Annotated in this window: 7 protein-coding genes; 2 read left to right on the forward strand and 5 right to left on the reverse strand. The window is 40.3% G+C overall.

The genetic code is table 11. From position 1 onward, the window contains the following. Window positions 1-3 precede the first annotated feature (3 nt). Window positions 4-8,754 (reverse strand): Ig-like domain-containing protein, encoded by an 8,751-nt coding sequence (locus J0383_RS04835; protein WP_207297312.1) that lies wholly within the window; start codon window positions 8,752-8,754, stop codon window positions 4-6. 13 nt (window positions 8,755-8,767) lie between these two features. Next, complete coding sequence (locus tag J0383_RS04840) at window positions 8,768-9,460, reverse strand: hypothetical protein (protein WP_207297313.1); 693 nt, start codon at window positions 9,458-9,460, stop codon at window positions 8,768-8,770. Window positions 9,461-9,948: 488 nt separating this feature from the next. On the opposite strand from J0383_RS04840, the gene J0383_RS04845 reads away from it, so the two are divergent. Then, window positions 9,949-11,481 carry a helix-turn-helix domain-containing protein gene (locus tag J0383_RS04845; RefSeq protein WP_207297314.1) on the forward strand — a complete coding sequence of 511 codons (1,533 nt, stop codon included), beginning with the start codon at window positions 9,949-9,951 and terminating at the stop codon, window positions 11,479-11,481. A 115-nt stretch (window positions 11,482-11,596) separates the two neighbouring features. On the opposite strand, the gene J0383_RS04850 is transcribed toward J0383_RS04845, so the two are convergent. From J0383_RS04850 to J0383_RS04860, 3 genes are all read right to left on the reverse strand, one after another. Then, on the reverse strand, window positions 11,597-13,390 hold the full coding sequence (locus J0383_RS04850; protein WP_207297315.1) for a S41 family peptidase: 1,794 nt from the start codon (window positions 13,388-13,390) through the stop codon (window positions 11,597-11,599). 78 nt (window positions 13,391-13,468) lie between these two features. Beyond that, the gene (locus J0383_RS04855; protein ID WP_239023240.1) at window positions 13,469-14,239 is read right to left on the reverse strand and encodes a helix-turn-helix domain-containing protein; all 771 of its coding nucleotides are present in this window, start codon (window positions 14,237-14,239) and stop codon (window positions 13,469-13,471) included. A 340-nt stretch (window positions 14,240-14,579) separates the two neighbouring features. Beyond that, complete coding sequence (locus tag J0383_RS04860) at window positions 14,580-15,500, reverse strand: hypothetical protein (protein WP_207297317.1); 921 nt, start codon at window positions 15,498-15,500, stop codon at window positions 14,580-14,582. A 213-nt stretch (window positions 15,501-15,713) separates the two neighbouring features. Here J0383_RS04860 and J0383_RS04865 point away from each other — a divergent pair, with 213 nt between their 5' ends. Further along, the gene (locus J0383_RS04865) at window positions 15,714-16,505 is read left to right on the forward strand and encodes an SDR family oxidoreductase (protein ID WP_207297318.1); all 792 of its coding nucleotides are present in this window, start codon (window positions 15,714-15,716) and stop codon (window positions 16,503-16,505) included.

A 16,505-nucleotide genomic window follows, 5' to 3' on the forward strand; every position in this document is an offset into this window, starting at 1 on the left:
ATATTATTTGGTCAGATATAAATAGCCTGCTTCCTGTTTAGTCTTGGCAGTATCACTCTTATATCTCAGGATATAATAGTAAGTTCCTTCAGGCAGTCCTTCTGATCCTTTCACTGTTGTTCTTCCTTCTGAGTATCCTTTAAAAACAATATCATTGTTGTTGTAATGTTCTCTTTCAAATACCAGAACTCCCCAGCGGTTGAAAATCTGAACTGTATTGTCAGGATAACACTCAATACCTCTGATATAAAATCTCTCATTCATACCGTCTCCGTTTAACGAAACCGCATTATAAATTTTAATACTGCATCCATCCAGTTCTATCACAGTTGGATTATTTCCGTTTAGTTCTTTCGAATCCGATGTATCTGATGTAGTGACACCAAGTGGGCTGAGTCCTGAAACGGAAGCTTGATTGGTTACTGAACCAGCATTAATATCTGCTTGTGTAAGTGTATAGGTTCCTGTAAAAGTTGACGTATCGCTCTGTCCTACAGCTAGTGTTATCGGTCCGCCTGTAATTATAACTCCAGGCAGCAGATCTGAAATCTGGATATTGCTCAACGGCACATTTCCAGTATTTTTAACGACAAAGGTGTAAGTTAGCGTTTCACCTGCCTCCACATTGCCGTTTCCGTTCTCGTCATTTACTTTTACTTCCATAATAAGCGCCACAGCTGGTACTTCAACAAACAAGTGAACCGTTGCACTGCTGCAGTTATTAGGATTCGCTTTTTCACAAATTTGGTAGGTTAGATTGTGATCCCCTCCGGCAGTTCCTGGAGCTACGTCAATTGTTCCGTCAGGATTAAGTGTTATACCCTGCGGGAAATTCTGAGCTGTTAGAATCACATCTTGGGCATTTACTGGAAAACCGTTTAAGGTATCGTTGTCTAAAACATTGATTACCTCCAAAGAGCCATTGATTCCGTCAGCAGCAACCGTATCGTCTTCATTAACCGCCTCTATTCCAAAGACAGGTGAAGCATTACAACCTGCTGAAGCCAAAGGATAATTTACAGTAACTGACTGAGTCGGATTAAGAGTAAACTGCATGGTAACAGATGGTCTGGTCAATTCAAATCCGTCATTGCCCTGCTGCCATTGTCCATTCTGGAATATCCATCCAGGCCAGTCTGTTGGTTTATTCCCTGCATCCACTACAGCACCAGGCCATAAAACCGTTCCGTTTAAAGGCATGTCATTCTGTGTGGCTACAACACGATTCGCGCTGTCAATCCATCTGATGGTCAACAGTCCTGAAGGGGCAAAATTCTCCGCTTTCACGCTGTATCTCACATATGGAGTATTATCTGAACAATAACTCTCTGCTTCTATACTCATTACCGGAGCAACAACTGTAACGGTAACTGTAGCTGTAGCACAGTTTGCAGCATTCGTTTTTTCGCAGATCTCATAAGTCAATGTATACGTTCCCGCTGGAGCATTCGGAATTAATACCGCTGTTCCGTCAGGCTGTAATGTCAGCACATTGGATGGATCAGGAGTAATTATAGTAAGATTCACCTCATTCGGAGTTAATGGATTGTTGTCCACAGTATCATTGTCAAAAACATTGATCAGTTCCAACTGTTCATTAATACCTACGACTGTTCCAATCTCGTCCCTTACAGCTGTAAGGTTTCTCTTTTCAATTGGAATTATGACTACTGCCGGTGTTGTGTCTACAGCACCGTTGTTATCTGTTGCCGTAAATGTAAAGGAATCATTTCCTGAAAAAGTGCCACTAGGATCATACGTAAGCTGTCCTGCCTCCAAAGGCGACAATACCTGCCCTGCAATAACTGCTATTCCGTTTAATGCCAAAGTTCCATGTACAGGCAAAGTAACAATTGTAAAGGAAACAATAGTTCCATCTGTATCGGTAGCTGTTAAAGCGTTAACAGCCGTCGGACCTGCGCTTGCCAGAACTGGCAAGTTTGTATCATTATTAGCCACAGGCGCATTGTTCTCCACAGGGATTGTTATAACTGCCGTATTGGATACCGCATTTAAATTATCAAGAGCCGTAAAGGTAAAAGTATCATCTCCCGTAAAATCACCCGCAGGGTCATACGTAAGCTGCGATGCCTCTAAAGGCGAAAGCACCTGACCTGCAGAAACGGGTGTTCCGTTTAAAGCTAATGTTCCATGTAACGGCAAAGCAGTAATTGTAAACGAAGCAATTGTCCCGTCCGTATCAGAAGCCGTAAGGGCATTTACTGATGAAGCTCCAGCTGATGAAGCGATAGGGGCATTTACTGCCGAATCCGCTGAAGGCGCATTGTTCCCCACAGGGATTGTTATAACTGCCGTATTGGATACCGCATTTAAATTATCAAGAGCCGTAAAGGTAAAGGTATCATCTCCCGTAAAATCACCCGCAGGATCATACGTAAGCTGCGATGCCTCCAAAGGCGACAATACCTGCCCTGCAGAAACCGGTGTTCCGTTTAAAGCTAATGTTCCATGTAACGGCAAAGCAGTAATTGTAAACGAAGCAATTGTCCCGTCCGTATCAGAAGCCGTAAGAGCATTTACTGATGAAGCTCCAGCTGATGAAGCGATAGGGGCATTTACTGCCGAATCCGCTGAAGGCGCATTGTTCCCCACAGGGATTGTTATAACTGCCGTATTGGATACCGCGTTTAAATTATCAAGTGCCGTAAAGGTGAAAGTATCATCTCCTGTAAAATCACCGGCAGGATCATACGTAAGCTGCGACGCCTCCAAAGGCGAAAGCACCTGACCCGCAGAAACCGGTGTTCCGTTCAGTGCCAGAATTCCATGTACCGGCAACGCAGTAATTGTAAAGGAAACAATCGTACCGTCTGTATCAGAAGCCGTAAGGGCATTTACTGCTGAAGCTCCTGCTGATGAAGCGATGGGAGCATTCACTGCCGAATCCGCTGAAGGCGCATTGTTCCCCACAGGGATTGTTATAACCGCCGTATTGGATACCGCATTTAAATTGTCAAGTGCCGTGAAGGTGAAACTGTCATCTCCTGTAAAATTCCCCGCAGGATCATACGTAAGCTGCGATGCCTCTAAAGTTGACAGCACCTGCCCCGCAGAAACGGGTGTTCCGTTTAAAGCTAATGTTCCATGCAACGGTAAAGAAACAATTGTAAAGGAAACAATCGTGCCATCCGTATCAGAAGCCGTAAGGGCATTTACTGCTGAAGCCCCTGCTGATGAAGCGATAGGGGCATTCACTGCCGAATCCGCTGAAGGAGCATTGTTCCCCACAGGGATTGTTACAACTGCCGTATTGGATACTGCATTTAAATTGTCAAGTGCCGTGAAGGTGAAAGTATCATCTCCCGTAAAATTCCCCGCAGGATCATACGTAAGCTGCGACGCCTCCAAAGGTGACAATACCTGCCCTGCAGAAACCGGTGTTCCGTTCAGTGCCAGAATTCCGTGCAGAGGAAGAGAAACCACCGTATAAGAAACAATTGTACCGTCCGTATCAAAAGCCGTAAGGGCATTTACTGCTGAAGCTCCTGCTGATGAAGCGATGGAAGCATTCACTGCCGAATCCGCTGAAGGCGCATTGTTCCCCACAGGAATTGTTACAACTGCCGTATTGGATACCGCATTTAAATTATCAAGTGCCGTGAAGGTGAAACTGTCATCTCCTGTAAAATTCCCCGCAGGATCATACGTAAGCTGCGATGCCTCTAAAGTTGACAGCACCTGCCCCGCAGAAACGGGTGTTCCGTTTAAAGCTAATGTTCCATGCAACGGTAAAGAAACAATTGTAAACGAAGCAATTGTCCCGTCCGTATCAGAAGCCGTAAGGGCATTTACTGCTGAAGCTCCTGCTGATGAAGCGATGGAAGCATTCACTGCCGAATCCGCTGAAGGCGCATTGTTCCCCACAGGAATTGTTACAACTGCCGTATTGGATACCGCATTTAAATTATCAAGTGCCGTGAAGGTGAAACTGTCATCTCCCGTAAAATCACCCGCAGGATCATACGTAAGCTGCGACGCCTCCAAAGGCGACAATACCTGACCCGCAGAAACCGGTGTTCCGTTTAAAGCTAAAGTTCCATGCAACGGTAAAGAAACAATTGTAAACGAAGCAATAGTTCCGTCTGTATCAGAAGCCGTAAGGGCATTTACTGCTGAAGCTCCTGCTGATGAAGCGATAGGGGCATTCACTGCCGAATCTGCTGAAGGCGCATTGTTCCCCACAGGGATTGTTACAACTGCCGTATTGGATACTGCATTTAAATTATCAAGAGCCGTAAAGGTAAATGTATCATCTCCCGTAAAATTCCCCGCAGGATCATACGTAAGCTGCGACGCCTCCAAAGGCGACAATACCTGACCCGCAGAAACCGGTGTTCCGTTTAAAGCTAAAGTTCCATGCAACGGTAAAGAAACAATTGTAAACGAAGCAATTGTCCCGTCCGTATCAGAAGCCGTAAGGGCATTTACTGCTGAAGCTCCTGCTGATGAAGCGATGGAAGCATTCACTGCCGAATCCGCTGAAGGCGCATTGTTCCCCACAGGAATTGTTACAACTGCCGTATTGGATACCGCATTTAAATTATCAAGTGCCGTGAAGGTGAAACTGTCATCTCCTGTAAAATTCCCCGCAGGATCATACGTAAGCTGCGACGCCTCCAAAGGCGACAATACCTGACCCGCAGAAACCGGTGTTCCGTTTAAAGCTAAAGTTCCATGCAACGGTAAAGAAACAATTGTAAACGAAGCAATAGTTCCGTCTGTATCAGAAGCCGTAAGGGCATTTACTGCTGAAGCTCCTGCTGATGAAGCGATGGAAGCATTCACTGCCGAATCCGCTGAAGGCGCATTGTTCCCCACAGGAATTGTTACAACTGCCGTATTGGATACCGCATTTAAATTATCAAGTGCCGTGAAGGTGAAACTGTCATCTCCTGTAAAATTCCCCGCAGGATCATACGTAAGCTGCGACGCCTCCAAAGGCGACAATACCTGACCCGCAGAAACCGGTGTTCCTTTTAAAGCTAAAGTTCCATGCAACGGTAAAGAAACAATTGTAAACGAAGCAATTGTCCCGTCCGTATCAGAAGCCGTAAGGGCATTTACTGCTGAAGCTCCTGCTGATGAAGCGATGGAAGCATTCACTGCCGAATCCGCTGAAGGCGCATTGTTCCCCACAGGAATTGTTACAACTGCCGTATTGGATACCGCATTTAAATTATCAAGAGCCGTAAAGGTAAATGTATCATCTCCCGTAAAATCACCCGCAGGATCATACGTAAGCTGCGATGCCTCCAAAGGCGACAATACCTGCCCTGCAGAAACCGGTGTTCCGTTTAAAGCTAAAGTTCCATGTAACGGCAGGGCAGTAATTGTAAAGGAAACAATCGTACCGTCTGTATCAGAAGCCGTAAGGGCATTTACTGCTGAAGCTCCTGCTGATGAAGCGATAGGGGCATTCACTGCCGAATCTGCTGAAGGCGCATTGTTCCCCACAGGGATTGTTACAACTGCCGTATTGGATACTGCATTTAAATTATCAAGTGCCGTGAAGGTAAATGTATCATCTCCCGTAAAATTCCCCGCAGGATCATACGTAAGCTGCGACGCCTCCAAAGGCGACAATACCTGACCCGCAGAAACCGGTGTTCCGTTTAAAGCTAAAGTTCCATGCAACGGTAAAGAAACAATTGTAAACGAAGCAATAGTTCCGTCTGTATCAGAAGCCGTAAGGGCATTTACTGCTGAAGCTCCTGCTGATGAAGCGATGGAAGCATTCACTGCCGAATCCGCTGAAGGCGCATTGTTCCCCACAGGAATTGTTACAACTGCCGTATTGGATACCGCGTTTAAATTATCAAGTGCCGTGAAGGTGAAACTGTCATCTCCTGTAAAATTCCCCGCAGGATCATACGTAAGCTGCGATGCTTCCAAAGGCGACAGCACCTGACCTGCAATAACTGCTATTCCGTTTAAAGCCAGAATTCCATGTACCGGCAACGCAGTAATTGTAAAGGAAGCAATCGTCCCGTCCGTGTCAGAAGCCGTAAGGGCATTTAATGCTGAAGCTCCTGCTGATGAAGCAATAGGGGCATTCACTGCCGAATCTGCTGAAGGCGCATTATTCCCCACAGGGATTGTTATAACCGCCGTATTGGATACCGCATTTAAATTGTCAAGTGCCGTGAAAGTAAAAGTATCATCACCCGTAAAATCACCCGCAGGATCATACGTAAGCTGCGATGCCTCCAAAGGCGAAAGCACCTGCCCCGCAGAAACCGGTGTTCCGTTCAGTGCCAGAATTCCGTGCAGAGGAAGAGAAACCACCGTATAAGAAACAATCGTGCCGTCTGTATCAGAAGCTGTAAGAGTATTTACTGAGGAAGCTCCTGCTGATGAAGCGATAGGGGAATTCACTGCCGAATCCGCTGAAGGCGGCTGATTAATAACTGGTGTTACTGTACCTGCGTTATTTCCTTGAGTTGGGTCGTCTTGCTCTCCGGAAATCGATGCCGTATTTACATAAGACCCTGTCGCATTTATTATGGCTTCCATTGTAAGGGTTGTGCTGGCTCCGATAGCCAGATTGCCAATGGTCCATTCTGTTCCAGCCCATGTTCCTGTCGAAGGCGTTGCGCTTACAAAAGTATAACCTGAAGGAAGCACATCGGTTACTTTAACTCCTGTAGCGGCGCTTGGTCCAGCATTTGAAGCTGTAATGGTAAAAGTAACCATACTCCCAACATTTGGAGTAGTATTACTAATATTTTTAGTTACCGAAAGATTAGTCTGAATTAAAGGTGTCGCGGTAGCCGAATCGTTACCTGTTGTATTATCAGGATTATTTCCTGAAATAGTCGCAGTATTAGCATATGAACCTGTAGGATTAACTGTTGCTGTCACTGCCAATGTACTGCTTGCTCCGTTAGCAAGAGAACCAACTGTCCAATCAGGCGCAGACCATGTACCTGATGAAGGTACTGCGCTCACAAGAGTATATCCTGAAGGAAGTACATCCGTTACTGTAATACCAGTCGCCTTGTAAGGACCATTATTTTTAGCTGTCACTGTAAATATAACATCGCTTCCTACACTTGGCGTAGCATTATTTACTGTTTTTGTAACTTCTAGATCCGCGGGACATACGGCACCTTCAAAATTTCTGGTGGTTACAATTGTTCCGCCGCATGAAGTGGTTACTGAATACTGTACTGAAACAATTCCTGCTCCCGTAAAAGTAAGCGTATTGCCTGATAAGGTTCCAGGACCGCTCACAAAGGTTAACGTACCTCCTGCAGGTGTTGGATTTAAAAGGACTGGATCATCTATACAATATTTTGAATCGGGACCTCCTCCTGTTGAAATTGGCTGGATCACCGGATTGGACTCTGCACCGCAGATCTGTACATCGGCAGTAGCGAAAGTATAAGTTGCTTCTTGGGTCGTATCATTTGTTCCATCTCCCATACTTCCTCTGATTCGATGCCCTGCATAACCAAATTTGGTCTCACAGCTTTTCACTATCATAGAGGTATGCCCTCCTGTTTCAACAGCTAAAATACGGTCTGAAGCAGAAATACCACTCGGCATAATAGGGTTCGCAGGATTAGCACTGGTTCCAAGTAAATTATAATCATTTTGTCCAAAAGCATATAAATTGTAATTACTGTTAATCACATTTACAGCGCCATACTCAGTATCATGCTCTTGCACACTGATCCATTTTATATTATTCATCTCTGTGCCATTAGCAGATGTATATTTGGGCTGTACCCAAGACAGTCTGTCCGCTGTTGCCCAATTTCCTAGCTGTCTCCCACTGTTTTCTCCCAAAGCATACAAATTTCCATCAGTTGCCAGAACATAGTAAGATCTCTCGGTTAGGTTACCTGTAGAACCAATCATTTTAGGGGTTATAGATGCAGGCAAGGTCATTTGTACCGCTCTGTTCTGACTAGCTATGATTGCTGTATTATTTCCTAGAAGAACATTATTTCCCCAAACGTAAACGGTACCATCTGACTTTAAAGCCATAAGACCGTTGTAATTACCCCTGCAGGCAACAACACCTGTCAGATCAGGATTTCCTGTATCGGCAGTTGTCACTTTGTACCAGTTCAAAGCATCACCGGCACTACCATTACCTCTAACACTTGCAGTCTGGGAAATTACCCATACATCACCGCTACAGGTAGTAATTGCTAGTGTTCCATAAGTTGCAAACATCATCTTAACATCACCAGGAACAACTCCGCTTGGAAGACCATTGGTATTACCTCCTATGGTTATCTTTTGAAAGGAGGTACTTGAAGTGATGTCCGCATGAAGAACTGCTCCTTCTGTTGACCACGCATATAATCCATCTGTCGCCAGCAGTATTCCCTGAGTATTATTCGCAGAACTGCTCCCCAAGGCCGCTTTCAAAGGCGTAGCACTTGCACTTAAAGCCGGATAATTGGTTCTGTTTATGACACGTGGTGACAATACATTAGAAGTTCCATTATTTGCCATTCTCTCCCCCCATACTTGAAGAGAGCCGTCTGAAGTTCTTACAATGGTACTGTGAAAACTCGATACAAAATTATCGTATTCAATAGATGAGGCATCATTATTTGAATCGGCTCCAAAATTAGATAAATTGGTACCCGAACAGCCTGTTATGGGAATTGCGCACTGCGCATTTAAGAACTGGCTGCATGCAAAAAACACAAAAAACAAAGCAATTGCTTTTTGTAAATTTGATCCGCTGTATAAATTAAAGTAGTTTTTTATCATACTTGTTGCTTGGTTATTTAATTAACTGAGGAAGATTGTAGGTCTGCACTTGATTATTAAAATCATAAAAATCAAACATCAGGTAGGTTTCCTGATTGACAACTCCCGATACTCTGTATTTCAATATCTGAGTTTCACTGCCCATAACTATCTGCTTATCTAGAGGCTCGGCAGTGAGCGAAACTCCTAATCCAGCAATTGTTAGTTCAGGAGACGGTATCAGTTTTATAGAATTGTCTTTCGAGCTTATCTTTACAGGAACTGAAATGATTAGATCAGAATAATTTCTGCCACGCAAAATCTTTTCTGAAAAATTTATTTTTGAGAAATTAAAAGACATTTTAACAGGCGTAACCTTTACTTTAAATCTTTCTTGAAAAGACGGATGATGACAGCTTTCATCATGTTTTTTATTTTCTTGAAAGTTAATATCATAGTCTCCTGTCTGTTCAAAAGTGTAATTATTAATCTCTTTTCCGCGTAATGTTGCATAAATATTATTTTGGGAATTGCTTACTGTCCAGGTTACGGATTCATCAATGTTTCCAAAATCAATTTTTTCTCCAAAAGAAATTGTCTTGTAAAATTGCCGTAGTAAATCAGGACTGTTACTCTGAGCTACCGATCGGTAAGAATGAAGTAAACTGTATAGAAGCAGGTAAAATAACAGTTGTTCTTTTCTAAAAGATGTTGGATATTTAATCATGGTCGTTAAAAAAATTAATTAATTGAGCTGTTTGCTAATCGACAGCGAAAATACCCCATACATAGCGCGTCAGAAACGTTTATACTTTCACTATAGCGCAAAAATGAAAGCTTTTTTTTCTCACAAAAGACATAAGAGAATGAAAAACAACACTTTAAAAAAAGACGTAGAAAAAGCTTACCAGAAATACGACATATTTTAAAACTGCTTTTAAATGAATTTACACCAACCTGCAAAGGCATTCAGGTAAAATCTAATCTGTTTTTTCAATATTACTTCCTAAAAAAGATCCTCAAAACATTCACAATATTCCTACATTATTTATAACGCAGGCACTTAATCTTGTTACTAAATGCAACATCGCAGCACTTTTCAAGAATTTAATTATTTTAGCCCGCCATTTTATTTTGTAATATTGCGCCTGAAAGCTTCAACAAGCTTTATCTCTATTCGCAGTTATCCTAATCCATTACCATTAATTTATCTATATGCACCTAAGATCTATTCTTTTATCTGTCCTCCTATTTATATTCTGCCGGTACAGCTACGCACAAAACTCTAAATATGATAAGCTTTTTGCTGAAACTGCACAGGTTCTGTTAAGCTCTAATCCTAAAAAAGCACTCAGCAATACAGATTATTTATATAAAATCTCACTGAATAACACTGAACGGATGAAAGCCAGTATGCTTAAAGCCACCCTTCTGCGACAATATGGACTGCGCAATGAAGCTGTATTGGTTCTCAAAAAAGCAGATAGTCTTGCAGCAGCCGATCGTAATTATTTCCAACAGGCGAGAATCAATGGTTTTCTGTCAACCCTGCACAGAGAAAATGAAATCTTCAGCATAGGAAAGATTTATCTCAACAAAGCTGTACAGGCCAGCAAGAAAATAAAGGATGCAGGTGAGCGGTATAAATTTCAAGGCAACCTGTCACAGGAGATTGCCTATTATGAAATGGAAAAATTTAATTATTCCAAAGCCATAGCACAGCTTAAAGATGGAAACCTGCTGTTTAAAAAAGCTGGTGCCGCTATTGATGTAAACTTCCAGACAGCGGTAAATGATGAGCTGATCGGAAAAAATTTTCTGGCTCTGAAAAGTGCCGATTCTGCGTTGTTCTATTATGAAAGAGGACGCAAAAGTCTCGCAGCATCCCAATCTGCAGAAAGCCCTCTGAAAGGATTCATCTTAAATGGACTGGGGAATGTTTACTTTAAAAAAGGAGATCGCAATCAAGCGTTGTCGTATTACATACAAGCGGAAAAAATTGCTGACCAGTCGAATTTTTTCACCCTTAAACAGGAAGTGTACAGCGCCCTGATGGACTTTTATAAAGAAACTGACAACAGGAAATACATCACCTATAATGAGATGAATCTCAAACTGCACAAGGACGAGGAAAAGAGCAGGAAAGTAATTGCCGATGACCTTATTAAAACCCTACGAAAAGATCATATCAAAACGCAGTCGCAGTATAAAAAGAGTGCTATTATTATGGCGTCGGTTTTTGTTGCTATAGTGGTGCTGACCATTGCTTTTTTCACATATAGAAGAAGACAAGATCATAAAAACTTCAAAAGCCTTATCATGAGCAAGGCTAATGCAAAAAAAGATGCGGCGTTAAAAAGGGAATACTCAAAAGAGTATATGTCAGAGGCTACAGAGAATAGTATTCTAAACAGCTTGAGAGAATCCGAAAAAGCGCAATTTTACCTAAACAGCGAAGTATCTTTAACGACTCTTGCGGCAGAACTTGGCATCAATCACAGATATCTTTCTTATGTCATCAACAAAAATACCGAGAAAGATTTTGCTGGTTACATTAGTGAACTTAGAATCAATTATATCGTAGAGAGACTGCGCAACGATCCAAGCTTTCTAAAATATAAAATAAGTTACTTGGCTGATCTATGCGGGTTCTCCTCCCACAGTAGATTTACAACAACGTTTAAAAAAATAACAGGGACATCTCCTGTAGATTTCATTAAAGATCTCGAACAGAAACATAATGCCTGAGTATTAGATTACAAACATCTTAAAAAGCCGGCTCATCATTAGTAATAAAACTAATAAAGATTAAAGAAAATTGTGGCAGAATCGCAGCTAATTCAGATGCAATTAGCTGCGAGATTCACTTCCTCGCGGAAATTAATTCTTTTGCAAACTCCATTTGCTTGTCATAACCCGACAGGTATTCGCTGATGGAAGGCTGTATTTCGTAATCTGGCAGTACTCCTCGGCCGAAAGGAATTGTATCTGCTTTAGGTTCTATTACAAATTTGCATAAGGGAATACGGCCTGTTATAGCTGAATTAGGAAGCGTAAAATTTAGAAAACTTCCGCTTGAATTTCCATAATAGCCTCCCCCAGTCTCCTCACCAATAAATTTTGCATTGGTATAATTTTTTGCAAGTGCTGCAAATTCTGATCCTCCAGAAAAAGTGAGACCTGAAATCAAGATATAGATATCTCCTTTAAAATTTTTTATATTCGGTTTTTCACCCACATAATGCCCTTCTTTGTTTAAATATCTGCCATCTGTTGCCAAATAAAAATCTGCTTTTAATTCTTCTTTCAAAATTTCTTTTTGATCTGCGTAATTTGTGTGTTGTAAAAAAGAATAGGTAAATCCCGGAATTTCAACATATTTATATTTTTTATACTCTTCATTGATTAGATAAGATAAAAAATGGTCTTCCATTCCCTGCTCGCCTCCTTCATTTTTTCTGACATCAATAATCAGGTGTTTAATTTTATAAGAAGAAATACTATCAAATGCTTTTTTAAGAAATGTCTGAAACCCTTGTCGTTTAAGACTATAGCTTCCTAAACTAAACGTGTTGACGGTTATAACAGCCGTTGATGTTGTTGGATCAATTGAGAAATCAGATGGCTTATTGAAGGTATAATTGGGAATCTGTTTTTTAATTTCCTCATACAGTTCTGTAAACTCCTTAAAACTGCAGGAAGGTACATTTTCATAAACCACTTTTTCGTTGGTATCTGGATTTACAAGTTCCAGTTTAACAAATTTTGAAGCAGGGAAATATCTTGCATAATATTTAGAAAATGCTCCTTCTACCCAGCGGTATTTACTGGTCATGTTGAATCCGTCAGCCGGTTCTATGTCAAGCATTTTTTTCATGATGCTTTCTATAGTTTCATCATTTATTTTGTAAAGAAGCAGTCCTTTGAATTTGAAATTTTTGTAATCATTAATAACAAATACTTTTTTATCTAAAACTTTAATTCCAAACGGCAGATAGGTTCCATTTTGTTTTAAAAAAGCGGTAGTTTCATCTGAAACTTTGATGTTACAATGACCTTCTTTGGTAAAAGAAACCACCGGTGCCAGAATTCTGTAAAACTCCAAAGCGTCCATAGGTCGTTTTATTTTATTTTTCTGAAGATCACAGATACTGTCAAATTGTGTCCTTGAATTGTACCAAAGTCCGACTCTGGTTTCATAATAGGCATTCTGCAGTAAATTAAAATCGGAAAGAAGGTTTTTAACTGGGATCTTTTCCAGCATATTGGGAACTTCTTTCACCTTAATGCTATATTTTCCAGATTGAGAATTTGATTGTTCATCAAGCGGTCTAATTTTAATTTCAAATTCATCAGTTTTGTCGGGACAAAACAAAATTTTCTCAGGCCCGTTCTTCCCATTTGGCGAATCTACTTCGGCCATTAATTTTCCTTCTTTGTTACTAATCGAAACTACAAGATCTATTCCCTGCTGCTGTACATTTATTGTATAATACCTGTCGGCTTTAAGTTTGATTTTAAAGGACTGTTCTTGGCTTCTTTCAATATCAAGATTATCAATAAGATTGTTTAATTTAATAGTCTCATTTTTCTTCTGGGCAGTAAGAGACGTACACATGCATAGTGCCAAAAATATTGGAAAAAATCTTTTTTTCATTTCAATTCAGAATTAGGATATCCAAAAATACAATGTTGAAGTGAAACTCTATTGTACGATATTGCAGCATTCTAATGCTTATGAAATTTTATAATGAAGCGGGGTTACACCTGTAAATTCCTTGAATTTCCTACAGAAATGAGCTGTGTCGTAAAATCCGCTTTCAATCGCGGTATCTGCTAACTCAAGTCCTTCTGTAAGTAGGATTTTAGATTTTTCAATTCGTTTTAAAATTAAATAATTATTGGGAGTAAGACCAGTTTCGTGTTTGAACAGCCTAAGAAACTTATATTTATCAAGTCCAAAGCTTTTTGCGGTCTCTTCCAGTGAAAATTTCTCCGTTACCCGATCTTCCATGAATCGTGAAAAAAGACTGATTTCTGAATTTTTAAAGTTATGGTTCTTGCCATAAAGCCGGATCAGTTTTTCCAACAGAGCCAGCAAGGCTTTTTCGGCATTAATCCCAATGCTGCTGAAATTTTGGGAAAGGAAGTAAAAATCATGAAAAAGCTCTTGGTCGTACACAATTTTTTCCTCGAAGAAAACCTCATGATTATGGTTTATCATTTTTAGGACGTCCGGCGAAACGTAAAATGTAAAAAATGAGTTGCCGGTTTTTCCGTCGCATGGTGTTGCATGTACCTCAAAAGGATTGGTAATAGACAAGGTTCCAGCCGGTGCGTGAAGGTGTTTATCTGTCAGTTTAGTATCAAAAGTATGCTTTAAGATTAAGGCAATATTAAAAGTATCATGCGTATGGTACGGAAAACTAACGGTATTGTTTTGCGCATTGAGCAGTTCAAGACCATCCAAAATAGGAAGTTTATGATAGGTATTGCTATTTTTCACCACTTGCACAGATTATTTGTCTACAATTGATATGCTGATCTGCTAAAATAATCAAAAATATAAAGCACGGCACATCAATATCCTACAAACCAAATCTTTACTGCATTTTCAAAGACCAAAATCAAAAACAAAATCTAAGCAGCATTAAATAATCTGACTAACCTAAATGAATCAATTGCAGATGTGGTTGTGATTATTAAAGAAAAAAATCAAAAATATCTTTTGTGAATTCTGTGGATGACCATGAACAAAGAATATTAATTGATTAAATCAGAACAAGAATATGATAATAAAACAGAATCACATCTGATTTTTAATTTATAATAACGTACTCATTGAATTAAGCGTAAAAAAGAGCGCATAATTTTATTCTTCTTTTTACCAATCTGCTTTTCATGGGTTCAAACTTAGACTGAATTTCACCATTCTCTTTAATGTAAACCACGAAAGGCTGGTTTAATGTATGGGTAAGGTGATAAATAGTCACTAATTCTGCTATATCCTCATGCCATGATGCCATTCCATACAACGATACAAATGGTGTTTTCTTAAGTGAATCGTAGATATTCTTTGCTGATGTAATTGGCTGAACTTTCCCACCTCTGAAACGTGTTTTTTCCAATTCCGGTTTTGTATATCTCACTTCAGGAACATTATATAGACGCCATATATTTCTAGTATAGGCAGTATGATTAATCACAGAGTCTGTTTCTTCAGCATGCGGAGTCAATTTTAGTACTGCATCTACAACATGAGTAGCTTCATGCAACAATACGTACACAAAAGCATCAAAATTTCCTGCATCGATTTGTAACTCAAGCGATGGTCTGGCTGAAGTATCATATAGAGATTTTTCTTTTACGGTAGCCCATTCTGATATGGTTTCATTCAAAATCCCGGCTCGAAAAGTAATATTGAATTTTTTATTAGCCGCCGCTGCTTCTTGTTCAACTGGGGAAGTAAGAGCAGTATTAGGCATATTGTCCATAAAACTAATGCTTTGTAAATGCTCTTTAAGAATCTTCAGATGCAATGGAGGCAGTAATGAAAAAGCGTTTGCCACTTTTCGCTGTTCTGTTTCTGTCAAAACATGATTGGCAGGTGACATTCCAGTTTCAATAAACTTGGCAAAAATACTTTCTGGTGCTACAGCTATCCGATCGCGATAGAAAGAATAATCTGCATTAGTATTTGTCTGAGCAGAAAGTTTACTAATAAGAATGATATTAAAAAAAATAATGATGAGTTTATTGTACGTCATTAATTTGAATTTAAGTGTTACATCAAGACAACAATTTCGTTTTGTTGCCTGAATATTGCAAAATTAATACATATCCAAATCTGTGCAATAGGAGAATAACTTATCCCTATATAAAATCATTTAACAGGCGAACTACGACTACAATATTATCCGTTTGGGCTACATCTATCTATACGTAACCAGTGAACTTTGTAATATCAAAATATTAGTACTATGGATTTAAAAAACAGCACCATCCTGATTACAGGAGGAACCAGCGGCATAGGTTTGGAATTTGTAAAACAACTTACCGAACAAGGGTCGACAATAATCGTTACAGGCCGCAAACAAGAAGCTTTAAATGACACTAAAAGGCGTTTTCCAAAAATACACGTTTTTCAGAGTGATGTCAGCAGTCCGGAAGCTATAAGACAGTTATACAAATCTGTTACCCAGCAATTTCCTGATCTGAATATTATAATCAATAATGCCGGCGAAATGCGATTGATTGATATGCAGGACACTTCAAAAAGTCTTGAAAACCTTACCCGCGAAATCGACATCAATCTCTCGGGTAGTATCCAGATGACATATCAGTTTTTGCCACATCTTATAAAAAAGCAATCCGCTGCGATTGTTAATGTTTCTTCTGCTATTGCCTTTATGGCTTACTCTTCAGCACCTGTCTACAGCGCATCGAAAGCTGGTCTCCACGCTTTTACAATGGCATTACGCATGCAATTAAAAAAAACGAGTGTAAAAGTGCTCGAATTTATTCCACCGGGAGTAAATACTAATCTGCAAAATGACTGGGTTTTGCAGCCCAATCCACGCCAGATGATGGATGCAGACAAAGTAGTGCAGACCGCAATTAGAGGTCTGCAAAAAAATACTCCTGAAATAATGCCGATGCTGGTAAAGGTCATCAAATTCTTAGGACGTATCATTCCTAAAGCACTGATGAATTTCGGACACAGAGAATTTGAAAGATTCAAACAACTTAATTATCAACAAAAAAAATCATAA

Origin of the sequence: Flavobacterium endoglycinae, assembly GCF_017352115.1 — a bacterium.
GTDB classification, from domain to species: Bacteria; Bacteroidota; Bacteroidia; order Flavobacteriales; family Flavobacteriaceae; genus Flavobacterium; species Flavobacterium endoglycinae.

Bases quoted from the DNA above. Each gene is read 5' to 3' on its own strand.
- J0383_RS04865 (WP_207297318.1), top strand. From the start codon at position 15,714: ATGGATTTAAAAAACAGCACCATCCTGATTACAGGAGGAACCAGCGGC.
- J0383_RS04845 (WP_207297314.1), top strand. From the start codon at position 9,949: ATGCACCTAAGATCTATTCTTTTATCTGTCCTCCTATTTATATTCTGC.
- J0383_RS04835 (WP_207297312.1), bottom strand. From the start codon at position 8,754: ATGATAAAAAACTACTTTAATTTATACAGCGGATCAAATTTACAAAAA.
- J0383_RS04850 (WP_207297315.1), bottom strand. From the start codon at position 13,390: ATGAAAAAAAGATTTTTTCCAATATTTTTGGCACTATGCATGTGTACG.
- J0383_RS04840 (WP_207297313.1), bottom strand. From the start codon at position 9,460: ATGATTAAATATCCAACATCTTTTAGAAAAGAACAACTGTTATTTTAC.
- J0383_RS04860 (WP_207297317.1), bottom strand. From the start codon at position 15,500: ATGACGTACAATAAACTCATCATTATTTTTTTTAATATCATTCTTATT.